The organism is Glutamicibacter sp. B1, from assembly GCF_039602135.1.
GTDB classification, from domain to species: domain Bacteria; phylum Actinomycetota; class Actinomycetes; order Actinomycetales; family Micrococcaceae; genus Glutamicibacter; species Glutamicibacter ectropisis.
Genome location: NZ_CP125942.1, coordinates 1511195 through 1536729, shown reverse-complemented (window position 1 = coordinate 1536729; position 25535 = coordinate 1511195). Strand labels below are relative to the sequence as shown.

Annotated in this window: 20 protein-coding genes and 2 tRNA genes; 3 read left to right on the top strand and 19 right to left on the bottom strand. The window is 52.2% G+C overall.

Annotation, left to right across the window (positions count from 1 at the left end):
• Window positions 1-17: 17 nt before the first annotated feature.
• The 4 genes from QMQ05_RS07100 to leuC form a co-directional block, all read right to left on the bottom strand.
• Window positions 18-782, bottom strand: a complete 765-nt coding sequence (locus QMQ05_RS07100; RefSeq protein ID WP_345474181.1) for a lysophospholipid acyltransferase family protein — start codon at window positions 780-782, stop codon at window positions 18-20.
• 18 nt (window positions 783-800) lie between these two features.
• Entirely contained in the window at window positions 801-2120 is a 1320-nt protein-coding gene (gene murA, locus QMQ05_RS07095; protein ID WP_345474179.1) for a UDP-N-acetylglucosamine 1-carboxyvinyltransferase, read from the bottom strand.
• A gap of 258 nt (window positions 2121-2378) precedes the next feature.
• Window positions 2379-2984 carry a 3-isopropylmalate dehydratase small subunit gene (gene leuD, locus QMQ05_RS07090; protein WP_334122943.1) on the bottom strand — a complete coding sequence of 202 codons (606 nt, stop codon included), beginning with the start codon at window positions 2982-2984 and terminating at the stop codon, window positions 2379-2381.
• Window positions 2985-2998: 14 nt separating this feature from the next.
• On the bottom strand, window positions 2999-4438 hold the full coding sequence (gene leuC, locus QMQ05_RS07085; protein ID WP_345474667.1) for a 3-isopropylmalate dehydratase large subunit: 1440 nt from the start codon (window positions 4436-4438) through the stop codon (window positions 2999-3001).
• 122 nt (window positions 4439-4560) lie between these two features.
• Between leuC and QMQ05_RS07080 the strand changes: the two genes are divergently transcribed.
• Window positions 4561-5286: an IclR family transcriptional regulator gene (locus QMQ05_RS07080; protein WP_058254126.1), complete on the top strand. Its 726-nt coding sequence runs from the start codon at window positions 4561-4563 to the stop codon at window positions 5284-5286.
• 22 nt (window positions 5287-5308) lie between these two features.
• On the opposite strand, the gene thiL is transcribed toward QMQ05_RS07080, so the two are convergent.
• The 10 genes from thiL to QMQ05_RS07030 all read right to left on the bottom strand — a co-directional run bounded on the left by thiL (window position 5309) and on the right by QMQ05_RS07030 (window position 16236).
• Window positions 5309-6319 carry a thiamine-phosphate kinase gene (gene thiL, locus QMQ05_RS07075; protein ID WP_345474175.1) on the bottom strand — a complete coding sequence of 337 codons (1011 nt, stop codon included), beginning with the start codon at window positions 6317-6319 and terminating at the stop codon, window positions 5309-5311.
• Between the two features lie 6 nt (window positions 6320-6325).
• A complete protein-coding gene (locus tag QMQ05_RS07070) occupies window positions 6326-7969 on the bottom strand; it encodes a GTPase (RefSeq protein ID WP_345474173.1) in 1644 nt (547 codons plus the stop codon).
• Complete coding sequence (locus QMQ05_RS07065; protein WP_345474171.1) at window positions 7966-9735, bottom strand: ABC transporter; 1770 nt, start codon at window positions 9733-9735, stop codon at window positions 7966-7968. Before QMQ05_RS07065 ends, QMQ05_RS07070 begins: the two co-directional genes overlap by 4 nt.
• 97 nt (window positions 9736-9832) lie before the next feature.
• Window positions 9833-9908: transfer RNA gene (locus QMQ05_RS07060), tRNA-Glu, on the bottom strand.
• A gap of 46 nt (window positions 9909-9954) precedes the next feature.
• Window positions 9955-10026, bottom strand: a tRNA-Gln gene (locus QMQ05_RS07055).
• 364 nt (window positions 10027-10390) lie between these two features.
• A complete protein-coding gene (gene gltX, locus QMQ05_RS07050) occupies window positions 10391-11896 on the bottom strand; it encodes a glutamate--tRNA ligase (RefSeq protein WP_345474169.1) in 1506 nt (501 codons plus the stop codon).
• Between the two features lie 124 nt (window positions 11897-12020).
• A complete protein-coding gene (locus tag QMQ05_RS07045; protein ID WP_345474167.1) occupies window positions 12021-12785 on the bottom strand; it encodes a fumarylacetoacetate hydrolase family protein in 765 nt (254 codons plus the stop codon).
• 17 nt (window positions 12786-12802) lie between these two features.
• Window positions 12803-13894 (bottom strand): UDP-glucose 4-epimerase GalE, encoded by a 1092-nt coding sequence (gene galE / locus QMQ05_RS07040; RefSeq protein ID WP_345474165.1) that lies wholly within the window; start codon window positions 13892-13894, stop codon window positions 12803-12805.
• Between the two features lie 74 nt (window positions 13895-13968).
• Entirely contained in the window at window positions 13969-15063 is a 1095-nt protein-coding gene (locus QMQ05_RS07035) for a branched-chain amino acid aminotransferase (RefSeq protein WP_345474163.1), read from the bottom strand.
• 114 nt (window positions 15064-15177) lie between these two features.
• Window positions 15178-16236: a 3-isopropylmalate dehydrogenase gene (locus QMQ05_RS07030; RefSeq protein WP_345474161.1), complete on the bottom strand. Its 1059-nt coding sequence runs from the start codon at window positions 16234-16236 to the stop codon at window positions 15178-15180.
• Between the two features lie 182 nt (window positions 16237-16418).
• Here QMQ05_RS07030 and QMQ05_RS07025 point away from each other — a divergent pair, with 182 nt between their 5' ends.
• Together QMQ05_RS07025 and QMQ05_RS07020 are read left to right on the top strand one after the other, a co-directional pair.
• Entirely contained in the window at window positions 16419-17651 is a 1233-nt protein-coding gene (locus QMQ05_RS07025) for a sensor histidine kinase (RefSeq protein WP_345474159.1), read from the top strand.
• A gap of 8 nt (window positions 17652-17659) precedes the next feature.
• On the top strand, window positions 17660-18352 hold the full coding sequence (locus QMQ05_RS07020) for a response regulator transcription factor (protein ID WP_345474157.1): 693 nt from the start codon (window positions 17660-17662) through the stop codon (window positions 18350-18352).
• Between the two features lie 101 nt (window positions 18353-18453).
• Here QMQ05_RS07020 and metG read toward each other — a convergent pair whose 3' ends face one another.
• The 5 genes from metG to QMQ05_RS06995 all read right to left on the bottom strand — a co-directional run bounded on the left by metG (window position 18454) and on the right by QMQ05_RS06995 (window position 25533).
• Window positions 18454-20004: a methionine--tRNA ligase gene (gene metG / locus QMQ05_RS07015; protein ID WP_345474155.1), complete on the bottom strand. Its 1551-nt coding sequence runs from the start codon at window positions 20002-20004 to the stop codon at window positions 18454-18456.
• A gap of 57 nt (window positions 20005-20061) precedes the next feature.
• The gene (locus QMQ05_RS07010) at window positions 20062-21069 is read right to left on the bottom strand and encodes an NYN domain-containing protein (RefSeq protein WP_345474153.1); all 1008 of its coding nucleotides are present in this window, start codon (window positions 21067-21069) and stop codon (window positions 20062-20064) included.
• A 121-nt stretch (window positions 21070-21190) separates the two neighbouring features.
• Window positions 21191-22375: a non-hydrolyzing UDP-N-acetylglucosamine 2-epimerase gene (gene wecB, locus QMQ05_RS07005; RefSeq protein WP_345474151.1), complete on the bottom strand. Its 1185-nt coding sequence runs from the start codon at window positions 22373-22375 to the stop codon at window positions 21191-21193.
• Between the two features lie 25 nt (window positions 22376-22400).
• The gene (gene wecC / locus QMQ05_RS07000) at window positions 22401-23633 is read right to left on the bottom strand and encodes a UDP-N-acetyl-D-mannosamine dehydrogenase (protein ID WP_345474149.1); all 1233 of its coding nucleotides are present in this window, start codon (window positions 23631-23633) and stop codon (window positions 22401-22403) included.
• Between the two features lie 160 nt (window positions 23634-23793).
• Window positions 23794-25533 carry a glycosyltransferase family 4 protein gene (locus QMQ05_RS06995; RefSeq protein WP_345474147.1) on the bottom strand — a complete coding sequence of 580 codons (1740 nt, stop codon included), beginning with the start codon at window positions 25531-25533 and terminating at the stop codon, window positions 23794-23796.
• Between the last annotated feature and the right edge of the window lie 2 nt (window positions 25534-25535).

Genomic DNA, 25535 nt, shown 5'->3' with positions numbered 1-25535 from the left:
ATGATCACGTGTTGTGGTTAATTATCCGGCTTTTCGAAACTACGGCCAGTTTGAGCTTGGCCGTGTTCGCTCGGATCCCAACGCTTTGCCGGTGGTTCTTCCTGACGCAATTCTGCCTGCAAGCCAGTAATCGCATCCATGATGCGGTCAGTTGCTTCCTGAAGAACGGTGCGGGTACGAGGACCTCCCCGCAAGTCATCAAGATCAACCGGCGCACCAACGGATACGGTGACATGTTTACGTGGGAAGAGGTAAACCTTCTTGGAGTACCTCGGCAATAGTTCTTGGTCTCCCCAGTGGGCCATGGGCACCACGGGAGCACCTGTCTGCAGGGCCAGACGGGCAGCACCAGTGCGCCCAATCATTGGCCACAGGTTGGGATCTCTGGTCAGAGTGCCCTCGGGGTAAATCACGATGACGCCGCCAGCATCCAGAACCTTCTGAGCTTGCTTGAGGGATTCGCCGGCACTGGCCGAGTTACGGGATACCGGCACCTGGCCAGAAGCACGCATAACCCAGCCGAGTACGGGTGGCTTAAAAAGTGACTCTTTGGCCAACCAGCGAGGAAGCCGGCCATTGCTGTAAATGGCGTGACCCACCACGAGAGGATCAATTTCTGTCAGATGATTGGGACAAACGATGTATCCGCCCTGTGGAAGGTTTTCAAAACCCTTCCACGACTTACCCATCAATCCATTCATCACCGGACGGACAATTCCGGCCAGTACAGAGAAAACTCGCTTGGTTTTTGCAGACTCACCTGTAGCCAGGATCTTAACCACGGACAAGACCCCTTTGTGTTAGTTGCTCAACTCAACGTTAGCGCCCAAGCCTTCAAGCTTCTCCATGAAGTGCTCGTATCCGCGGTTGATGATCTCAATGCCGGTCACACGGCTGGTGCCTTCTGCTGCAAGGGCGGCAATCAGGTGGGAGAAACCGCCACGAAGATCCGGAACATCAATGTCAGCACCGGTGAGCTTAGCTGGGCCCACAACAACTGCAGAGTGCTTGAAGTTACGCTGTCCAAAGCGGCAAGGGGTGGAACCGAGGCAGTCGGTGTGTACCTGAACGGTGGAGCCCATGCGCACCAGCGCATCGGTGAACCCGAAACGATTCTCATAAACGGTTTCGTGAATTACGGAAACACCCTTGGCCTGAGTCAGCGCAACAACCAATGGCTGCTGCCAGTCAGTCATGAATCCTGGGTGGACGTCGGTTTCCAAGATGAGTGGATTGAGGTCTCCGCCTGGGTGGTAGAAACGAATGCCATTGGACTTGACCTCGAATTCCCCACCAATCTGACGGTAGACGTGAAGGAAAGCGGTCAGGTCACGCTGCTGCGCATCCTGAACGAAAATATCGCCCTTAGTGACCAGCGCAGCAGATGCCCAAGAAGCGGCTTCGTTGCGGTCAGGCAAAGCGGTGTGATCAAAACCGGTGAGCGTCTCAACGCCCTGAATGCGAATGACACGGTCACGGTGTACAGAGATAATGGCGCCCATCTTCTGCAACAGCGAGATCAGATCCAAGATTTCTGGCTCAATAGCAGCGTTGCTCACCTCGGTAACACCCTTGGCACGTACAGCAGAAAGCAAGACCTGCTCGGTGGTGCCGACGCTTGGGTACTGCAAGGAGAGCTTTGCACCGGTCAGTCCGTTAGGAGCCGAGATGCGAATACCATCAGGAGCCTTGTCCACAACGGCACCGAATTCGCGCAGTACCTCTAGGTGGAAGTCAATGGGACGGTCACCAATGCGGCAGCCACCCAAATCTGGAATGAAAGCCTCACCCAAAGAGTGGATCAATGGTCCACAGAAGAGGATGGGAATGCGAGAGTCACCGGCATGGGCATCGATGGCCTGGTTTGAGGCGGTCTTAACCTGAGTCGGATCAAGGGTGAGGTCACCGGTAGCTTCATCCTGGTCTACCTTGACACCATGAAGTTCAAGCAGGCTTCGTACTACGACGACATCTTTAATCTCTGGCACGTTGCGCAGAATTGAAGGAGTGCTACCAAGCAGAGCTGCAACCATGGCTTTTGGCACTAGGTTCTTTGCTCCGCCGACTCGTACGGTGCCGTTTAGTGGAACACCGCCATGGATCGTCAAGATCTTACCCATGTATGAATTACCTCATCGCGTTGTCGTTATCGCCCGCCGAAGCCTCTGAGCTTTCGAACTGGCAGGACTAAGCAAGCATACCGCTTCTATACCCGCTGGTATGTTCAGATCAACCCGTGGCGCACACATTGTGAGCATGCTTTCAGCCACGTGGAGGCCCTAACAGTATGCGTGCCCTAAAAGAGCAAATCGGTCCGCTCTCCCATCTAATAGAACAGGGAAGAGCGGACCGATTATTCCAGCTTCACAAAAGACTGATTATCCCGCAGTCTGAGCTGGCAGAGTTTTAGGCTTATGCCCCGGACGCTTCGCCTCGTAAGCGGTGATGTCCTCTTCATGCTGCAGGGTCAGGCCGATATCATCCAGCCCTTCCATCAGACGCCAACGAGTGTAGTCATCAATCTGGAATGGTGCAGAAATGGATCCGCACTGTACGGTGCGTGATTCAAGATCAACGGTCACCGTGGTACCTGGATTGTTTTCCAGTTCCTTCCAGATCAGCTCAATGTCACTTTGTGCGACTTCAGCTGCAACCAAACCCTGCTTGCCCGAGTTGCCACGGAAAATGTCAGCGAAACGAGCCGAGATCACGGCTTTGAAACCGTAATCCTTCAGCGCCCAAACTGCGTGTTCACGTGACGAACCGGTACCAAAGTCGGGGCCAGCTACCAGCACAGAGCCGGTATTGAAAGGCTCCTGGTTCAGGATGAAATTCTCATCCCGGCGCCAGCCAGCAAACAAGGCATCTTCAAAGCCGGTACGGGTAATGCGCTTGAGGTACACAGCGGGGATGATCTGATCCGTATCCACGTTGCTCTGTCGCAGCGGAACACCAATGCCGGTGTGGGTAATAATCTTTTCCATCTTGGTAATCCTTTCTAGACTGCGGCTGGTTCGTTGATCAGGTCGCTAGGTGAAGAGAACGTACCGCGAATGGCGGTAGCTGCTGCAACCAGAGGCGAAACCAGGTGGGTACGTCCGCCCTTACCTTGACGGCCTTCAAAGTTACGGTTAGATGTTGAAGCGCAACGCTCCCCCTCATCCAGCTGATCAGGATTCATTCCCAAGCACATGGAGCAACCGGCGAAGCGCCATTCAGCACCGAAGTCCTTGAATACTTGATCAAGTCCTTCTGCTTCTGCTTCCAGTCGTACGCGCGCCGAACCTGGCACAACAATCATGCGAACATTTGGATCCTTGGTTTTACCCTTGATCACTGCTGCTGCGGCGCGCAAGTCTTCCATGCGGGAGTTGGTGCAGGAGCCCAAGAAGACCGTATCCACACGGATGTCCTTCATCGGCGTACCGCCGGTGAGTCCCATATAGTTCAGCGCGCGCTCGCAAGCCTTGCGATCATTCTCGTCTTCAAAATCTTCTGGTGAAGGAACACGCTGCGACAGTGAAATACCTTGACCGGGGTTGGTTCCCCAGGTGACGAATGGCTCAAGGTCATCAGCGTTCAGGAAGACCTCTGCATCAAATTGCGCTCCTTCATCGGAGTGCAATTCCTTCCAGTCTGCTACTGCAGCATCCCAATCTTCGCCCTTTGGAGCGTGAGGACGGCCCTTAATATATTCAAAAGTCGTCTCGTCTGGCGCGATCATGCCAGCACGAGCGCCCGCCTCAATGGACATGTTGCAGATGGTCATGCGTGCGTCCATGGACAGCGAACGGATGGCTGAACCACGGTATTCAAGCACGTATCCCTGGCCACCGCCGGTACCAATCTTGGCGATGACGGCCAAGATAATGTCTTTGGAAGTGACCCCTGGCTTCAACGTGCCTTCAACGTTGATGGCCATGGTTTTGAATGGCTTCAGACTCAATGACTGAGTGGCCATGACATGCTCCACCTCAGAGGTGCCGATACCAAAGGCCAGTGCTCCAAAAGCGCCGTGCGTTGACGTGTGGGAGTCACCGCAGACCACGGTCATGCCCGGCTGAGTCAACCCCAACTGTGGGCCAACGACGTGGACAATTCCCTGTTCCTTGTCACCCAAGGAGTGAAGACGTACCCCGAATTCCTTGCAGTTATCACGCAGGGTATTAATCTGGGTACGGCTGGTCAGGTCCGCGATGGGCTTGTCGATATCAAGCGTTGGAGTGTTGTGGTCTTCCGTCGCGATGGTCAGGTCTGGACGGCGCAGCTGACGCCCGGCCAGACGAAGCCCCTCAAAGGCCTGCGGTGAGGTCACCTCATGTAGGAGGTGAAGATCAATGTAAATCAAGTCCGGCTGGCGGGACTCTCCATTACCTTCACCTTGGCGCACAACATGTGCACTCCAAACTTTTTCTGCCAATGTCTGGGGCGACTGCATGGCGGACATGCGACACACTCCTCAAGCTCCGTAATTGTGGTAACTCAACTTTGACACTTCACAGTCGGTCATTTCCAGTATGCGGACTTGAATCTCAAATAATGAGACGTGATACTTGAGCTATGACAATAGGTAGCGGTGTTGGTGTTCTAGATAAAGCGGCAGCCATCCTCAACGCATTAGAAAACGGACCAACGTCCCTTTCTCAGTTGGTAGAGTTGACTGATATTTCGCGCCCTACGGTGCATCGCATCGCTCAGTCTTTGGTTCACCACGGGCTAGTAGGCAGAGACATGCACGGCCGTTTCGAACTGGGGAACCGACTGGTGGAATTAGCCAGTGCCGCAGGCGAAGACCGCTTGGTCAGCGCAGCAGGACCAATTCTTCTCAAACTGCGAGATCTCACGGGCGAAAGTACACAGATTTTCCGCAAGCAGGGAGACTTCCGTGTATGTATCGCCAGCGCCGAGCGTCCTATTGGCCTGCGCGACACAATTCCTGTCGGAACACAGTTATCTATGAAGGCAGGCTCTGCAGCTCAGATCCTATTGGCATGGGAAGACAATGAACGCATGGTCGAGGGACTGCATCACGCGCGTTTCACCCCAACTATATTGGCTGGTGTGCGCCGGCGCGGATGGGCCCAGTCCTTGGGAGAACGCGAACCCGGTGTGGCCTCTGTATCCGCACCGGTCCGCGGCCAGTCCGGACGAGTCATCGCTGCGCTGTCTCTCTCCGGACCCATCGAGCGCTTAACCCGTCAGCCCGGCAAGATTCATCACGAAGCAGTGACCAGTGCAGCCCACGAGCTTTCTGAACTGCTTCGAGTTCAAAACGACCATGCTTAAAAGGTGCTTTGATGCATCTTTTTTAGTTGAAGTGATCAAAGCCGGAGTTGGCAGTCACAAGTTTCCCGTCAACGCTCACTTGTGAACGCCGTCCACTGCGCGCCGTCACGGCACCGATGACCGTGAACTCTTCTGGTATTTCTGTGCCAGCCGGGAAAGTCGCCAGTAGCCCAAAATCTTCACCGCCATGCAAAACCCAGTCCATGGGGTCAGCGCCAGTCAATTGAGCTGCAGGGGTTAAACGTGTCGCAAAAGTTTGCAGAGCTTGTCGATTAAAATCGATACTCACGCCACTACTCTTGGCAAGACGCGCGGAGTCGCGCACCAATCCATCGGAGATGTCCATCATCGCGTGAGCCCCGGCTTCCGCGGCCCGTGGTCCCGAGCCAAGCGGTGGAACTGGCCTGCATTGCGCTTCTGCAATTCGGCGCACGGCACGGTTCCAAGTATTTGCATCTCGACTGTGTTCCAGAACTTCTAGTCCTGCACCGGCATCACCTAATCGGCCAGCCACTGCAATCGAGTCCCCTGGCTTAGCACCGCTACGAAGAATTTTTCCGTGGGCGCACTCCCCCAACACCGTGGTGGTGACCGAGATTTCCGTTGACTTACCGAGATCTCCCCCGAGGATGGTCAACTCGGTGGCCCCAAGTGAGTTAATCGCCTCCGCGATGCCCTGGGCAAAGTCCTTAACCCACTCAAGAGACGTAGATGCCGGTAGTGACAGGGAAATGACGGCTCCAGTGGATGTGCCGCCCATAGCGTTGATGTCCGAAACATTCTGGGCAATCGATTTCCAACCGATGTCGTAGGCACGGTGCTCAAGACCGCTAGGCCACACCAATTTGAAGTCTTGGTTTTCGACAAGAGTGTCCACCGACACGAGGACCTCTGAACTTTTAACACTCAGCGCACCAGCATCGTCTCCGGGACCAAGATTAGCCTTCCGCGAGTCAAGTAACGGAAGAATAGTCTCAAGTATTCCTTGCTCGCCAAGGTCTCCAACGGTAGCTTCAGGCTGATTACTAGTCACAGAGTTCTATTCGGCTTTCTTCGCTGCTGAGGTAATAAGGGCGGCATAGCGGTTATAAGTGTTCAGGTACTCATCCACTGGTTCAACAACGGCAGTGCGAACTAAGCCTGATACTGAACGTTCTATATTCTTTAACGCCTTCCTACGTTTAACTTTAGCCACTATTCGATTGACGAATGAACACCCAATTCCTAGGACGATACCAAGCAGTACGCCTATCACCAAGATGAGGGTTGGAACAGCAATACCTTCAACACGGGGAGCTTCTGGAAGGTTAAATTGGAAGTAGCCAGCCAAAGGGTAGGCTGCTAACCACAGTGCCCCAGCAAGAGCAGCCAGCAGTGAGACCCACTGGATAAACTTGACCAACGGCCACCACCATGAAGTCTTCTCGATGCCTAGGTCTGTGCCTGCAATTGCGGCATCAACTGCCCCATCCAGTTGCTGGAGATTGGATCCTACCTGTTCCCTGATTGGCTCGTTCCAGCTATCAGGCAGGTCCTCTATAGCTTGCTGGACATAGGTGTCAACGGCATGATCTATGGCTGCTGATTCGGCAACTGAAAGTTCCGGGCGTGAGGTGATGGATAGTTCAGGATCATCGCGTTTCCGCCCCAAGTTCATTCGTTGCAAGGGATCGTTGCGCAACCTGGTCAGCCACGTAGTTAGTGGCCATCCGGTGCGGCGTGCGGCACGTAGTTTGTAGGATGTTTCCACCGCATCCGCAATGTACTGTGCTCCGTGTGCATTTGCGATGGTTCGTTCAAGCTCAGATTGACTCATTTGGCTTGGTAGACGAACCTTCCCAACACCGAGTTCTTCGCTGAGATGATGCACCACTTGGTCAACATCCGCACGAAGCCTACGGGTTGCGATCGCCTTGTTCTTTGCAGCCGCGGCAATCTGCCGATGGACTTCTTCTAGTCCTTCTCCTGTGGTTGCCGAGGCACACACGATAGGGAGGCGATCTAGCCCGGAGGCAAGGAGAATGTCCCGTAAGGAACTGACGATAGTGTTTCGGTCTGACTCGGCAACACGATCAATCTGGTTCAGCACTATCAAGATGTTGCCCTGCTGGCTACGTAGAGAATTCAGGTATCCATGATGAATGGATGCATCTGCGTACTTTTGGGGATCAAGTACCCAAACGAGGAAATCGACCTGGCCTACTAGCCGTTTGGCTATTTCGTGGTGCTCCACCCTAGTCGAATCCATATCCGGCAAATCGAGGAGCAACAGTCCAGAGTCAAAATCATTTTTAGCTGAACGGCGTTTAGGTCCGGATGACTCGGCAATCACATGCCTGTCTGTCACTTCAAGCCAATCTAATAGTTCACCAGAATTTTCTGTGTCCCAAATAGCGGCAACCGTATTGGTAGTCGTTGGGCGGATTACTCCCGTGGAGGCCAATTCGCTACCTACTAATGCGTTGAATAGTGTCGATTTGCCACTACCGGTTGCCCCGAATAGGCCAACAACAACGTGTTCAGAAGATAGTTGTCGACGTGATTCAGATTTTCTGATCACCGACGCTGCCAAGTCAATGCTTTCTGAGTCCAAGTATGGTTCAGCAAGCTGCATTGCTTCCACGACACTATCTATCTGCTGGTTCAGACCATTAACAGCACGGATAACTTTTCGTTCTGTCATTTCTTGGCCTCCTTGCCGTTCAGTGCGTCGGTAACTCGGCTCAAAGTTTGAGCAGTCTCAGGCTGCGCGGCATGATCAATTTCAGCGGAATACAATTCCATGGTTTGTCCGGTCAAAGCTTCGGCCCTTGAATCCAACATCTTTCTTGCTCGGGTCGCCATTCGTCGTACCGCATCCTCACCAAAGATGGCTTCCAGGAGTTTCTGTCCCACCACAGCAGATCCACCAGCAATACCGATTTCAATACCTGTCAGTCCAGCGGTGGATGCGAAAACGACTACCATCAGAATTACCGCAACTCCGTTGACTCCAAAGGCAGCCAACCGTGCTGTTTTGCGTTTGCCGGCACCTTCGGCACGAATCATCTCGAGAATGTCTTTTTGCCAAAGTCGAACACTTTCAGCAGCTTGCTCATCAAGATCCTTGGGTGGGCGTGGCGTAGCCAGTTGATCTCGAAGCTCTTTGCCTAGCGGTGTATTTTTCCAAGATCTATCCACGTCGTGACACGCTTTAGTAATCTCGGCAATAAAGACCGTGTGTAAACCCGATTCGATGGCTTGCTCCACACGATGAGTAGCAGGCGGTCTACCAGAGAAGAATGCCCCTACTCGGTCCCTGACACGGCCAATGGCGCCTTCGATGCCCCGCAACAGTTCTCCTGCGCCAACAAAATCTTGCCAGCGTGCCAAGATCTCCCCACGCAATAAGGACCCATCGTTGAGAGCCGCGTTGATTCGCTCTTGGGCCTGAGAAAATCGCTCAGTGGTCAGGTGACGTAGATCATCAAGCTGCTTCTCCTGATCTTGCAGCTCTGCGAGAAGCTCGCCTACATCCGCGGTGGTGCGTCGTAATGCGCCTGCGAGTGTTTGGGCTGCTAATTCTTGGCGTTTGGTTGAATCCTCCGCAAGAGAATTTAGCCAAGCCGAAAGCGGTTCGACTTGCTCCGGTGGCAATAGCTTTTGATCATTGAGTTGCGTTTCATTAAAGACGTGTAATAAGGCAGGGTCTAGGTTTTTCTCTGCGAGAAGTCGGCGTAGATCCGGCACAATATCGTGTTCCGCGCCTGGCGGCACTCGGTTAAGCACAACACAGACAGTAATGTCTCGTACTCCTGCGTCCGTCAATAATTCCCATGGCAGGGCATCTGCATATCTGTTGGCAGTGGTCACAAAAATCCACAGGTCCGCGGCATTGAGTAGTTGGCCCGCCAGCGCCCTATTGTCATCTGAGACAGAGTCAATATCTGGTGCATCAAGGATTGCTAGCCCCTGAGGCACGCTCTCGTGTGGCTTCATTAGGAGCGCATCGTTGCGCGAAGAATCACCAGTGATTGGTATTCCGCTTCCAACGATTCGAGCGAGTTCGGGCAGCACGCGGTCAGATTCGAAGAATGGCTGATCTATGGGGTTGAAAGCGAGCACTGGTGTGCGCGTTGTTGGACGAACTGCACCTGCGATACTTACCTGTTCACGGATGAGCGAGTTCACCAACGTGGACTTACCTGAACCGGTGGAACCGCCAATAACCGCAAGTAGTGGAGCTCCAAGATTTGAGACACGTGGTATCAAATAGTCAGAGATTTGGTGCACCGTTTTTTCTCGCAACTGATCTATTTCAGTTGCGGCACCTAACGGGTTACCGACGAAAACTAGATCAGCGAGTACTTCACGCAATTCGGTGAGGTTCTCAATGGTGACGTTATTGATTCCTGCGGTTGCAGTAACATCGCTCATTGCAGGCGTGGTCTGATCTGAGTTCGACTCCATGTGCACCATCTTGCCTTATGACAACGGTGATTGCTGGGTACTCAAAGCACATTTTCTAGAGAATGCAAAAAACCACGGATTTCTCCGTGGTTTTATGTGGTGACCCCAACGGGATTCGAACCCGTGTTGCCGCCGTGAGAGGGCGGAGTACTAGGCCGCTATACGATGGGGCCGTACGTCAAGTTTTACCTTGACTCACCGGATCACTCCGATGAAGCGCTGGGATACCAGGACTCGAACCTAGAATGACGGAACCAGAAACCGTTGTGTTGCCAATTACACCATATCCCAATGTGACTTGGAGTTTTAGAAATACTGTCAAACATTATTCCCGGCCACTCCCGTAGCACGAGATAAAACTATACCTGTCAAGAATCAAGTACACAAATCGAGGAAATGATCCATGGAAGCATCAAAGAACCGCGGGAAACCGCTAATGCACGGAGCTTGAAGCTAATAGAAGGAGCAAAACCCCGAAGAAAAACCCGTGTGAAGTGACCCACTTCCGTAACTTTTTCCAAAACTCGGATTCGCATACTGCTTCATGACCAAGAAAAGTTGGTCAGGAACGCAAAAACATCTTGGGTTAGAACAACTAGAGAAGTTGTTCTAACCCAAGGTGCATTGATCACATCATCCTGTAAGAGGAAGAAGCCTACCGCGACGCCCCAAATGCGCGCAGACGGTTCAAGCTTGAATCGCGTCCCAAGATTTCCATGGACTCGAAGAGCGGTGGTGAAACTCGCTTACCCGAGATAGCGACACGAGCTGGACCGAAGGCCTGACGTGGCTTCAGCGCCAATTCATCAACCAGCTTGGTACGCAGTGCGCCCTGGATAGTCTCAGCGTTCCATTCCGTCAGTGCTTCCAGAGCCTCGACGGAAGCATCAACAACCTCAACAAGGTTTGCAGGCATGCCCTTCAGTGCGTTGTCAGCGATGACAATTTCATCATCAGTCTTGAACAGGAACTCAAGCATGTCCGTGGCTTCACCCAAGAGCGCGATGCGTTCTTGGACCAAAGGAGCCGCCTGATCAAGGATTTCATTTTCGCGGGCAGTTAGTTCTGCGCCAACAAGCCCTGCAGCCTGAAGGTAAGGAACCAGACGATCACGGAAGTCTTGTGGCTCCAACATACGCACGTGTGTGCCGTTGATGGCTTCTGCCTTCTTGACGTCGAAGCGCGCTGGGTTAGACAGAACATCGGTAACGTCAAAGGCCTCAACGAGCTGCTCGCTGGTGAAGATGTCTTCATCGGCGCTCAGGGACCAACCCAGCAGTGCCAAGTAGTTGAGCAGACCCTCCGGGATAAACCCATTGTCGCGGTGCAGGAACAAGCTTGATTCTGGATCACGCTTGGAAAGCTTCTTGTTCCCCTGGCCCATGACGTATGGGAGGTGACCGAAACGAGGCATGTACTTCGCAACACCGATGTCATAGAGCAGCGCATACAGCACAACCTGACGAGGAGTCGAGGACAGCAGGTCTTCACCACGAAGTACGTGAGTGATTCCCATCAGAGCATCATCCACCGGGTTAACCAGCGTGTACAGTGGCTGGCCGTTGGCACGAACTACAACGTAGTCCGGGACGCTGCCTGCCTTGAACGTGATTTCTCCACGTACTAAGTCATTGAAAGTGACGTCGTGATCGGGCATGCGTACGCGCAGAACTGGCCCACGGCCTTCTGCCTTGAACGAGGCCTTCTGCTCATCGGTCAGTTCACGGTCATAGTTGTCGTATCCAAGTTTTGGATCTCGTCCTGCAGCCTTGTGGCGCGCTTCGATTTCTTCTGGAGTCGAGTATGACTCGTACAGGTGACCGGCTTCGCGAAGCTTGGCAATGACGTCTTGGTAGATTTCGCCTCGCTGAGACTGGCGGTAAGGCTCGTGCGGTCCCCCGACGTTTACGCCCTCGTCCCAGTCGATGCCCAACCAGCCCAAAGCGTCAAGAACTTGGTTGTAGCTTTCTTCCGAGTCACGCTTCGCATCGGTATCTTCGATACGGAAAATCATCTTGCCGCCGGTGTGACGTGCGTAGGCCCAGTTGAAAAGGGCCGTACGGATCAGGCCAACGTGTGGCGTACCAGTGGGTGATGGGCAGAAGCGGACGCGAACCGGGGTGTCTTCGGTTACTACAGGAATCAGCGATAGATCAGTCATGATGTCTTCATTCTATGCCTTCAACGGCGAAAGTTGCATTTAAACCGCAAGGCTCCCTATCACATAAATGATCGAGAGCCAGTGCGGTTCCACCAAAATGATGAAGGGAGATTACGTGCAGTTGTTATCGACGGAAAACGCTACGCAATGATCCGATTCCCTCGAGATCAATTTCAACGACATCGCCGGCATTAACCAATCCAACGCCCGCAGGTGTTCCAGTCATGATGACATCACCTGGTAGGAGTGTGAACGCTTCTGATGCTCGCGCTACCAGTTCATTTACTGGCCAAATCATCTCGCTAGTTGACCCGTCCTGACGGATTTCGCCGTTAACACGAGTGACAATTCCAACGTCATCTGGATCAGCTAGTTCAGTTTCAATCCACGGACCTAGCGGGCAAGACCCGTCGAAACCCTTGGCTCGAGCCCACTGTGGGTCATTACGCTGCGCGTCACGCGCGGTGAGGTCATTAGCCACGGTGTAGCCAAAGATCACGTCTTGCGCCTTATCGGCAGGTACGTCCTTGCAGATGCGTCCGATAACTACTGCGAGTTCACCTTCGAAGGAAACTTCGTCAGAGAACGCTGGCAAGGTCACAGGATCCCCGTGGCCTACTACTGCAGTGTTTGGCTTCAAGAACATAATTGGTTCTTGAGGGACCTCATTGCCAAGTTCCTTAGCGTGTTCGCGGTAGGTACGTCCGAAACCAACGACCTTCGAACGTGGAATGATCGGCGCGACCAATCGAACATCGTCCAGGCTGTGTGTTGCTCCGGTAGTTTTAATTCCTTGGAAGAATGGGTCTCCCGCAAGTACATGGATGTCATTGCCATCCACGACTCCATAGAGCGGGTCACTGTCTACTACAAATCTTGCAATTTTCATATCGCTATATCTCTTGTCTAGTCTTGTTTGGCGATTGCGGCACGATCTCCGCGAATATAATCGTTGATTTCTTCCTCAGAAATACCTTCAAGATCATAGTCCGGATATCCAGAAGGATTCTTGGACTGCCATTCCCACATATCACGAGCCATTTCTTCAACACCTCGTTCAGCTTTCCAACCAAGCTCTAGGCGAGCAGTTGTTGGATCCCCGTAATACTCGGCGATATCTCCCGGACGGCGGTCCACCAATTTATACGGCAGTTGCTTCCCGCAGGCTCTGGAGAACGCCCCGATGACATCAAGGACACTAGTTCCGCTACCGGTTCCCAAGTTCCAAACAAATTGCCCGGTGTGATTGTTCAGGTAGTCCAAGGCATCAAGGTGGCCCTGGGCCAGGTCCATCACGTGAATGTAGTCTCTAACGCCCGTTCCATCGTAGGTGGGGTAATCATTGCCAAATACTTGTATTTCATTACGACGTCCGACCGCAACCTGCGCTATGAATGGCATGAGGTTATTTGGGATCCCCTGTGGATCCTCCCCGATATTGCCTGATGGGTGGGCACCTACTGGGTTGAAATAACGCAAAGTCGCGATGGACCAGGATGAGTCTGAAACCGCAAGATCTTCGAGAATCTGCTCAATATGTAGCTTGGTACGCCCGTATGGGCTTGAGGCATCTCGCTGGGCACTCTCAAGTAAAGGCAACTGAGTTGACTCGGCATAAACGGTCGCAGAAGAACTAAAGACTAGGCGCTTCACGCCCGCTTTCTCCATCGCAGAAACAAGGTTCAAGGTTCCAACGACGTTGTTCTGATAATAAGAAATTGGTCTTTGGACTGACTCACCGACTGCTTTCAAACCGCCGAAGTGAATTACGGCGTCCGGCTTTGTCTGATTGAGCACCGTATCCAAGCGGTCACTGTCGAGCAGATCTCCGACGAAAAGTTCCGGAGAAGAATGAGACATTTCTCGTACGCGACGTAGCGATTCTGGGGATGAATTACTGAGATTATCGAAGACCGAAACTTTATGACCCGCCTCGAGCAACAAAAGCACAGCATGTGAACCTATGTACCCTGCACCGCCAGTTACCAGTACGTGCATTTCATTCCTTTTCACATAAAACGATGGCCTCAGGACTTTAGCCCCGAGACCATCGTAGTCGCAGACTTTACTGTCTAAGCCAGACGTTCCAACCAGCCGTGTCGATCTTCAACGGTACCCAACTGGATCCCAAGAAGTTCTTCACGGATAGACATGGTGACTTGACCTGCAGGAGCGTTCTCGTCACCGATGAGTTCTTCACCGTTCTTCAGAACACCAATTGGCGTGATGACTGCAGCGGTACCGCAGGCGAATACTTCAGTAATATCGCCGGAAGCAATGCCCTCACGCCACTCGTCAAGGGTGATCTTACGTTCTTCGACTTCGATGCCACGGTCTTTGGCCAGCTGAATAACAGATGAACGTGTAACGCCTTCCAAGATGGTGCCGGTCAAAGCTGGAGTCACCAACTTGTTGTCCTTGGTAACAAAGAAAACATTCATGCCGCCAAGCTCTTCAACTGCGTTGTCATTGAAGGAATCAAGGAAGAGAACCTGCTTACAGCCGTTTTCTTCTGCTTCCAGCTGTGCAACCAGTGATGCGGCGTAGTTGCCGCCACACTTGGCTGAACCGGTGCCGCCACGGCCTGCACGTGCATAGTTCATTGAAACCCAAATTGCTACTGGCTTGAGTTCTCCACCGAAGTAGTTTCCGGCTGGTGATGCAATGACGCGGAAGGATACTTCACGGGCGGCACGCACTCCAAGGAAAGCTTCGGTAGCAATCATGAATGGGCGCAGGTATAGCGCTTCGCCATCACCAATTGGTACCCAGTCAATATCAGTGGCAACAAGCTTTTTCAGGGACTCGACAAAAACTTCTTCGTCAAGCTGTGGCAACGCCAAACGCTGCGCAGACTTGTTCAAGCGGGCTGCATTAGCACGTGGACGGAAAGACCATACTGAGCCATCAGCGTGACGGTAAGCTTTCAAGCCTTCAAAGATTTCCTGGCCGTAGTGCAACACCGAAGCTGCTGGGTCCATCGCAATTGGACCATAAGGCTCAATTCGGGCGTCGTGCCACTCGCCGTCACGTCCACCTTCGTTGGCGGTCCAGTCAACGACAGCGGTGTGGTCAGTAAAGAAGTCCCCGAAACCAGGGTTGGCCAAAACGCTGGCGCGCTCTTGGTCGCTCTTGCGACTTGTTGAAAGATTTTCGGTGAATTCCATCTACCTTGGACTTCCTAGCTCAATAAACAAAGAACGGATGCTCCACGCCAATGCGGAACATCCGTTCGTGGAATGGCTTCCGATTAACAACTAATCAGAAACGTCACTTTCAGCTTATGCCAGTAAAGCGACAATTGCATCGCCGATTTCACTCGTGGTGCGATTATCGGTCAATTCTTGACGTGAAGTGATCTCTTTTTCAACAGCTTGCTCAACAGAGCGTGCTTCTTCTGACAATCCGAGATGATCCAGCATCAAGGCAACAGAAAGGATGGCGGCGGTTGGATCTGCCTTTTGTTGCCCGGCAATATCAGGTGCAGAGCCATGTACCGGCTCAAACATCGATGGGTAGGTACGGTCCATGTTGATGTTGCCACTAGCTGCCAGGCCGATGCCACCGGTGATAGCACCCGCTTGGTCGGTGAGGATGTCACCAAAGAGGTTGTCAGTCACGATGACATCAAATCTTGATGGGTCAGTGGTCAAGAAGATCGTTGCCGCGTCAACATGCAGGTAATCGTGGGTTACCTCCGGGTACTCTGCTGCAACAGCTTCGACAGTGCGCTTCCAAAGGTGCCCGGCATTGACCAGTACGTTGTGCTTATGCACCAGGGTGACATGCTTACGGTCACGCTCTGAGGCGCGGCGGAATGCGTCACGAACAACGCGCTCAACACCATATGCGGTATTGACCGACACTTCGGTTGCGATTTCATGTGCAGTGCCAGTTCGTACGGAACCGCCGTTACCGACATATGGGCCCTCGGTGCCTTCACGCACCACGATGAAGTCAATGTCGCCCGGGTTGGACAGTGGGCTTTCAATGCCCGGGTAGAGCTTAGATGGGCGCAGGTTGACGAAGTGATCCAAAGAGAAGCGCAGCTTCAAAAGCAATTCGCGCTCAATGATGCCTGACGGGATACGAGTGTCGCCCGGTGCGGCGCCCACTGCACCGAAGAGAATTGCGTCATGCTGCTTGATCTTGGCCAAGGTTTCGTCCGGCAAGGTTTCGCCAGTTTCCAACCAGTGTTCAGCACCAAGCTTGTAGTAAGTGAGCTTGATTTCTTGCTTGCCACCGTTGGTGACGTAGTTCAGTACCTTGACCGCTTCAGTTACAACCTCGGGGCCAATACCGTCGCCTGGAATGACCGCAATATCAATTTCATTTGCCATGCCTTAACTTTAGCGACGAAAGTCCAACATGTGAGAGTCTGTCTCACATGTTGAGAATTATGTCTTCGAGGACCTTAGACTTCAAACCTGGGCATGAGGTGCACCGTTGCTTGGAGTCGATATTCTAGATATTCCGGACCTTCCTACTAAGGCGCTAATAGTCCGGAGCAAGTATCACGGAAGTGAAGGAAGCATTGATTTTTGCTAATCCCCACCGTCGCGTTGATGGTTGGATCCGGGCTAATCCACGAAGAGTAGATTTCATAACAGGTCTGGTTTACACCCTGTTCTGCGTTCCGGGAACCATCGGTTTTGCCGGTGCAATGTCTGGAAGCGCAGTTTTCTCAATTTTTGCAATTGCGCTGTTGCAGTCGGCACCGCTCATGGTGCGCAGGCAATATCCATGGGCAGTTACATTGGTCATTGCCTTCGGACATATCCTGCAGCTCGGCTTCGACGGCCTCATACTGCCTTCGCAGTTCTCGGTACCTATCATGGTCTACACCATGGCCGTCTACGGAAAACGGTGGCAGTCCTTCAGCACTCTTGGTCTCGGATTGTTGGGTGCGGTGCTGGCAACCGTTCGGATGTTCAATCCCTACACCGACGTAGCGGATCCGACACCGTCAATGACTTTCAACATGTTCATTTCCTTCATGGGGCTCGCCCTTGTGGTGACGGTTTCGTGGACGTTTGGCGACTTGGCACGTACCCGTCGTCTAGCCATGAAGTCGCTGAAGGACCACGCGGAGCGCCTTGAGCAAGAACGTGTGATGGAACGGGCACTAGCTGCATCCGATGAACGTAACCATATCGCCCGAGAAATGCATGACATTGTTGCTCACTCATTGTCAGTGATCATCACCCAAGCTAATGGCGCTCGTTATGCGGCCGTCAAAGACCCTCAAATTGCCATTGATACCCTCAAAACGGTTTCCGACACCGGGCGTGCTTCGCTCCGGGAGATGAGACGACTCCTCGGTGTGCTTCGTAAAGACGAAGAACTCCAGAATAGACCTCTTCCGGGGCTCTCCGATGTCCCGGACCTCATTGAGATTGCTCAGAACTCAGGTTTGGAAGTGACTCTCAAAACTCACAGTACGCCACGTAAGGAATTGCCTGCCGGCGCAGAGCTAACTGCTTATCGTTGTGTTCAAGAGTCACTGACGAATGTCCTGAAGCACGCCGGCTCCAAAGCTATTGCAGAGATCGTCTTGGAATGGACCTACCGTGGCTTGGAGCTAAAAATCAAGGATGATGGTCGAGGCGCAGGAGCGATCAAATTGGAGGGCGCGGGTCAAGGACTTTTAGGCATGCAAGAGCGCGTAGCCTTATATGAGGGAACCTGCAGTGCTGGCCCTCAAGCATCCGGCGGATTTGCCGTTACCGTTTTCATTCCATATTCCGAGGACTAACAACACACATGGATAACAACAACGCCATTAAGGTCGCCTTGGTGGATGACCAGTTACTGGTACGCAGCGGCTTTCGAATGCTGATCAATTCACAAGATGATATGAATGTGATTGTTGAGGCTAGCAACGGACGAGAAGCCATCGCCACTCCCCTGATGAGCCAGGCAGATGTCATCTTAATGGACGTCCGCATGCCGGAGATGGATGGCATTGAAGCTACTGAGCGCCTCCTCGATCCTACAAAAACCGCCGCTGAAGGTCCCAAGGTTATAGTGCTGACCACATTCGACATGGACGAATACGCGTTAAGTGCGATTCAGGCCGGAGCCAGTGGCTTCCTTCTTAAAGATGCGCCACCAGAAGAACTCTTGGACTCCATTCGCACAGTGAACCGCGGTGACGCTGTCATCGCGCCGTCCACCACTCGTCGGCTCTTGGACCATATGGCGCCCCTGCTTAAAAAGCAAAGCGCACAAGGCAACGAGCTGCTTTCAGACCTTGTTGATTCACTGACTCGACGGGAGCGCGAAGTTTTTGGACTGATCGCTTTGGGCAGATCTAATCCTGAAATTGCCGAGGAATTGTTCCTCTCAGAAGCTACGGTCAAAACTCACGTGGGTCATATTCTGGCAAAATTGGACGCTCGTGATCGTGTTCAGGCTGTGGCCATCGCTTATCAAACCGGAGTTGTCAGCGCCTAAAAATACCGCTCTCCAACTCGAGAGAAATAAAGTAACCGGCCGTGGAAAGAACTTACGTTCTTTCCACGGCCGGTTACTTAGTAGGCTGTATTTTTGACCTTTTACTTCTCTTCCTCGTAGCGAGGGAAGACAGGAGTTGGAGAAGGCAACTCAGTTCCGGGCACTAACGCAGTATCAAAGTACTCGAAAGTACGAGCGGAACCTTCACCCACGGCAAGGGAATTGAGCATGGCGGTCATAGCCTGAGGCAGTACCGGCTGTAGAAGTAGAGCGACCTTGCGAACAATCTCAATGGTCACATAAAGAACCGTCGCCATACGTTCTGGATCTGTCTTCTTTAGCTTCCAAGGCTCTTGTTCAGCAAAGTAAGCGTTGGTATCACCCAACACATGCCACACGGCCTCCAATGCCTTGCTGAACTCCTGACGAGAGTAGGCATCCCGGTTGGCTTCCAGAAGCTTGCCAGCCGCATCCAGAATCTGCTGGTCAGCTTCAAGCAATTCACCAGGTGTCGGAACAACGCCACCACAGTTCTTTGCCACCATCGACAATGAGCGCTGTGCAAGGTTGCCGAAGTTGTTAGCCAAGTCCCCGTTAATTCGAGCAACAATGGTCTCGTGGTTGTAGCTGCCGTCCGCACCAAATGGAACTTCACGTAGGAAGAAGTAGCGCACTTGATCTAATCCGTAGCGGTTGACAAAGTCATCCGGTGAAACGGTGTTGCCCAGGGACTTAGACATCTTCACGCCATTGTTATGCAAGAAACCATGGATCATGACGCGCTTTGGCAAAGGCAACTTGGCTGACATCAGGAATGCTGGCCAGTAAATGGCGTGGAAGCGCGAAATGTCCTTACCGATCACGTGCACATCTGCTGGCCAGTACTTCTGGAAAGAAGCAGACTCAACATCTGGGAATCCGGCTCCGGTGAGGTAATTTGTCAAAGCATCAACCCAGACATACATGACGTGCTTCTCATTGCCTGGAACTGGGATACCCCAGTCAAAGGTGGTGCGAGAAATCGACAAGTCGGTCAGACCGCCCTCAACAAATCGCACGACCTCATTAAAGCGAGAACGTGGCGCACCAAAGTCAGGATTGTTGGAGTAGTACTCAAGAAGCTTGTCTTGGTACTTGGAGAGACGGAAGAAATAAGATTCTTCTTCAGTCCACGTCACTTCAGTGTCAGTTTCCGTTGTGTAACGAATACCGTCTTCACGCACTTCAGTCTGTTCTTCGGTGTAGAACGCTTCATCACGCACCGAATACCAACCTGCGTACTTATCTAGATAAATATCATCGTTGGCTTCCATGCGGCGCCACAGCTCTTGGGCGGCAGCCTGATGATCAGCATCGGTGGTCCGGATGAAGCGGTCGTAGCTTGTACCCAGTTCATCATTCATGGCCTGGAATGCATCAGAGTTACGCTGAGCAAGTTGCGCCGGCGTGATCCCCAGCTTTTCAGCTGTCTGCATCATCTTCTGGCCATGCTCATCAGTGCCGGTCATGAAGAACACGTCATGACCGTCAAGTCGCTTGAACCGCGCCATAACGTCGGTGGCCACTACTTCGTAGGCGTGGCCGATATGCGGTGTGCCATTCGGGTAAGAAATGGCGGTGGTGATGTAAAAAGGTTTCTGCTGAGAAGTCACGTTACAAATTTACCTTAGCTAGCTTCAGTTACAGTTCTTCAAGTCGTTGCTGACTCGTCACATGATCTTGTTCAAGTACTCCCAGAAGGCGCCCCGCAATGTCCGGCGGATTGTTTGTTGGTCTGTCTTCCACTCCCCCAAAACTTGCGCACAGTCTTTCAGCAGCGTTCTATCGATTTCTGGTGGAAGCTGAGGCTTATCTGCCATGAGCTCAACAACTTCTGATTGCGTTGTAAAGGCCAGCCATGATTCTGCAACCTTGGCACCAATTTCTTCAGCAATTTTAAGCTCTTGCTGCTCATAAGCAGCATTACCCTTGAATCCAGGGCGTTCGCCACCACTGGAATAAACCACCTCAACGTGAGGCTCAGTTGCAGTTTGCGCCTTCGCCATGGCTTTCTGTGCCATCACTGCCGGTGTTGGCGCGAATGGCTTAGGTAGCGTCACAGCCGCGGCTTCTGTTGGCGCGCTGGCGATAATTGAGGTCTTCTCTGAATGGTGCTGGTCCCATTCCAAGACTTTTGTAAAGGCACTGTCGAGTAGTTGATTAGGAATGGTTTCAATGTAGTCAGCCGTCAACGCTAAATGTTCGGCAACGGAAGCAACACCAAGCCGGCTATCGGATTTAGCAACGCCTAGGAGGACAACTTTCATCCCTAGATCCTGAGCTTCTTCAACTGCTTCGGCAAGGTCATCATCACCAGATACCAAATACGCAATGGAAGCTGACCGGTTTCTAGCAACGCCGACTAGGTCCAAGGCCAGTCGAAGGTCAACACCCTTTTGCTCACCGTTGTAAGAAATACGGCCCAAGCGTACCTTGACACCAGGTATCAGGCCGATGCGTTTGTGCTGTTCAGTAAATAGGCCGTCTTTAGAAGCGTCATACCAATAGACGCGGAGGTTATTGAGCCCCGTATTCTTCTTAACGGTTTGAACTATGCCTCGGACTAAAGATTCATAGTGAGTTGTAAAAGCCGATCGTAAAGTAGTACCAGCGGCACGATGACCACCTAGTGAAAGTAAGAATCCGGCATCTATAAATATCGCTGTATGGTTCATCATGATTCGATCGTACTGACAAAGCGCCGGAATCCATATTAGATTGGCGCCTAATCCGTTAATCACCTATTTCAATTGCAAAAAGACCAGCCCTACGTTGAGTAGGACTGGTCTTCAGCTTGAACTAGATGCTTGTCGCGCGAAGCATGTCTTCGGGGTCAGTGACCACGGAGGCAAATTCTTCCATGCGATCTCCGATGCCAAGCAATTGTGCAATTGCTGCCACAGTTCGCTCTGAGGCCTTGCCGTCACCGTATGGATTCACAGCGTTAGCCATTTCCTGATAGGCAGCCTCATCGTGAAGCAGTTCAGTGACTGATTCAAAGATGCGCTCTTCATCGGTACCGATGAGACGAACCGTACCCGCTGCAACAGCTTCGGGACGCTCAGTATTCAGTCGCATGACCAATACAGGCTTTCCGAGGCTTGGCGCTTCTTCCTGAACTCCACCGGAGTCGGTGAGGACGACGGAAGACGCATTGATAATTCTCGTGAACTCACCGTAGGCCAAAGGTTCGGTCAGGGTGATGTTCGATAAACCGTCAATTTCCGGAAGCAAAGCTTCACGCACCGCTGGGTTGCGGTGTAGTGGCAAGATGAACTCAACATCAGGTTCTGCCTTCGACAGACGTGCCAAAGCGCGACCAATACCTCGCATGGGCTCGCCTTGGTTCTCACGCCTGTGCGTCGTGACCAAAACAATCCGCTTACCCGACGAAACAAGTTCTTCAAGCTTTGGATCCGTGAATGGAACGTTCTTTTCAACCACAGTCAGCAATGCGTCAATCACTGAGTTACCGGTGATGACGATGTCGTCCCCGCTAAAGGTTTCTCTGGTGAGATTGTGCTTGCTTAGTGCGGTTGGTGCGAGATGCAGGCTTGCAATTTGGCTAGTTAGCTTGCGGTTCGCTTCTTCAGGGAAAGGCGAGAACAAATCGTGACTGCGAAGACCTGCCTCAGCATGGACTACTGGGATACCCCGGTAGAACGCTGCAATAGCTCCCGCAGTTGAAGTCGTCGTGTCACCCTGGACAACAACGGCGTCTGGCTTTTCCTTCTCGAAAATCTCATCTAGGCCATTGATAGTCTTCGTCAACAGACTGTTCAGCGTCTGTCGAGGCTGAATCACATCCAAATCATATTCTGGTGTGATCCCGAAGAGCTCATTGACCTGATCAAGCATTTCTCGGTGCTGTCCGGTGACAACAACTACACACTCGAAATCGTCAGACCCTTGCAAAGCCTTAACGATCGGTGCGACTTTAATGGCCTCTGGACGAGTGCCATAAATCGGCATGATCTTTTTCATAGATTCCTACCTTGTCAACTCGAAATTAACGCCAGAGACCGCGGGTGTCGATAACTTCCTTACCAGCCAAGGCAGTGGCAGGAACAGACTTGAAGTGATCATGGTCAACAAGCAATGTGACAACACTTGCTGCTTCCAGTGCTTCGTCTAATTCGGTGAGCTTCAGGTTGGCGATGCCTTCGATTGACTTAGGCAGCGACTCAATGTGAGGTTCTACGGCAAGGAATTCAATGTTTGGGTTCGTCTCGGCAAGCTTGCGAGCGATAGCGATCGATGGGGACTCACGCATATCATCGATATTTGCCTTGAAGGCCAGACCAAGCACGGCGATCTTGCCGTTGAACTCAGGAGCCTTGGTAGCTTCAACAACCTTTTCGATAACCCAGTTTGGCTTCGCATCGTTGGTGTTACGAGCCATACGGATCAGGTTTGATTCTTCTGGTGCAGCAGAAACAATGAACCATGGATCCACTGCGATGCAGTGTCCACCAACGCCTGGGCCTGGCTGAAGGATATTCACGCGTGGGTGGCGGTTAGCCAACGAGATCAGTTCCCATACGTCAATGCCCAGCTTGTCGGAGATAACCGAAAGCTCATTAGCAAATGCGATGTTAACGTCGCGGTAGGAGTTCTCAACCAGCTTTGCCATTTCAGCGGTGGTTGCATCGGTGGTCAAGATTGCTGCCTGGCAGAAGGTCTCGTACAGAGCCTTGGCCTTATCGGCTGCTTCTGGAGTGATACCGCCAACGATGCGGTCGTTGGTGACCAGTTCCTCCATGACATAACCAGGCAGAACGCGCTCAGGGCAGTGAGCTACAAGCAGGCTATCTTTGTTCAGATCCGGGCGCTTGGCCAGCAGGTAATCAAAGAGGTGCTGAGTTGCACCAGGAGGGGAAGTGGACTCAAGGATGACCAATTCGCCGCCCTTGAGCTTTGGAGCGATGCCATCGGCAGCTGACTCGATAAACGAAAGGTCTGCGGAGTAGTCCGAGTTGAACGGAGTCGGCACGGCGACAATATATGCTTCAGCTTCTGGGGTCTCGAAGCTTGCAGTCAGAGTACCTGCAGCTACGGCGGCAGAAACGAATTCGCCCAGTGCTGGTTCAACGAATGGAACTTCGCCCTTGTTTACTGCTTCTACGGTACGAGGAGTTACATCTACGCCTTTAACGATGATGCCCTTCGAGGCAAGGATGGCCGCGGTTGGCAATCCAATGTAACCCAAACCGACAACGGCGACTTCTTTAATGTTGTTCACTAAAGTGACTTTCCTTCTGGTGCGAGCGATTTTCCCTATGACAGGGCGTGCGAGCTGATCTTATAACACAGCAGTTGCAAGATTAGCCTTACAAACCATATCCCATCACTGGCATGAGTGACAGCCACATAGTCATCGAGCTTTATTTATTACCCGCGCGTTAACCTTTATTTAGTCTTTCGTAAACCTTGATAATGCTAGCGGCGTTTTGTTCCCAGGTGCGATTCGCAAGCACAAATTCACGCCCTGACTTGCCCATGTCTTCCGCGCGCTCCGGGTCTAAGATCAGACCGCTTATGCTTTCTGACCAAGCCGAGACATTATTGGACTCAATGAGGTGACCGTTCTCACCGTCAGCAATTAGTTCCCTTAGCGCAGGCAAATTCGAGGCCAGTACGGGGACCTTCGAGGCCATGGCTTCCACAGGTTTCAATGGCGTAACGGATCGAGTAACTGCCGAATCGATTCGTGGCACGACGAAAGCATTTAACGATGCGTGATACAGATGCGCTTCTTCCCTGGCGATGCGGCCAGGAAATTCACAACGTTCAGCAATTCCCAATTCATTGGCAAGACTGATCAGATTTTCCCGATCAGTCCCATCTCCGACAATCAGCAAACGTAGATCTTTATGGGTGCCGGCAAGTTCAGCGACAGCCTTAATCACGGTGGAGAGTCCTTCATAAGGAACTAAGCTGCTGACAGTTCCAACATAAAAAGCATTTGGGTCAAGCGACAGTTGCCCACGTGCTTCGCTTCTTGGCACTGGTTCTTCTAGAAACTTCTCGCCAATTCCATTGGGCAATAATGAAATCTTATTCGCGTCGACGCCCGCCACGATAAGATTCTTCTTCATCACGTCGCCCAAGGTAAAAACATGATCTGCATGCTTTGCCACAAAGGCTTCACGTTCCATGAATAGCCTGTAGCGTTCCGACTCTTTTGCCGTCTCTGGTCGTGTAGAGAGCCACGTGTCGGCCAACTGGCCACGCACTTCATACACCCACGGAATTCCGGTCGCCTCAGCCACAGCTTTAACTGCCAGCGCATTAGAAAAATCCGTGGTGGTATGTAGAACCTGAGGCCGATCACGAACGACCTTAGCCAATAGTTCCTCCGCTTGTTGCTGAATTCGCCCAGACAGATCGAATTTTGCCCGAGATGGAATCAAGCGCTCATAATCTACTTGCCCAATTCGATCGGAAGTTTTCGCGCGGACTGCCCCGATATTGAGTGGATAATTCACCCTGGTGCAGGCATTGACTTTCCACCCTTCCTTCACAAGTGCCGACAACGTCGATTGCGTTCTCTGCGCGTACCCGCTGTTGGTGTGTGGCAACGAGTTCGTCACCAAGAAAATAACGGAATCATGCCCTTTACTGGCTGAATTCAATGATCGCGTTGGTGAGAGACTGGGCTCTTTTCCCGAATATACTTGATATTCAGATATATAGTGTCGCTTTTGTCTGTTTGCCGGGATCTTTTCAAGCAGTGCTATCGCTTCGCTCATATTCCCTAGTCCCCATTGCAATCGCGCCGCGGAGCGAATCATATTTCGAGACGGAGTGACTTCCCCTAATAGCTTGCTTGCAGTGTCCCAGTCACCGATGGAGATGCACAGGTTCGCCAAAAAAACGGCTCCACGATTTGAGTCTGATTCTTCTAACCACATTCGGCAGATTTTCCGCAATTGAACGCTATCGTCGCGAATCATCGCTGAGAACGCAAGTGCCGCAAGATTCTGCTTCCCCAAAGAAAGTGCGTTATTCAGAAACTTGACAGTGACTTGATGTCTGAACTTTCTTGCTACTTGCAGGGCAAAGTAGCTCGGGTCGTCAGCGAGGTTCGAAGCCGTCAAAAAACCGGTAGTCATGAGGTTTGAAAATAATCGGGTATTCAAAA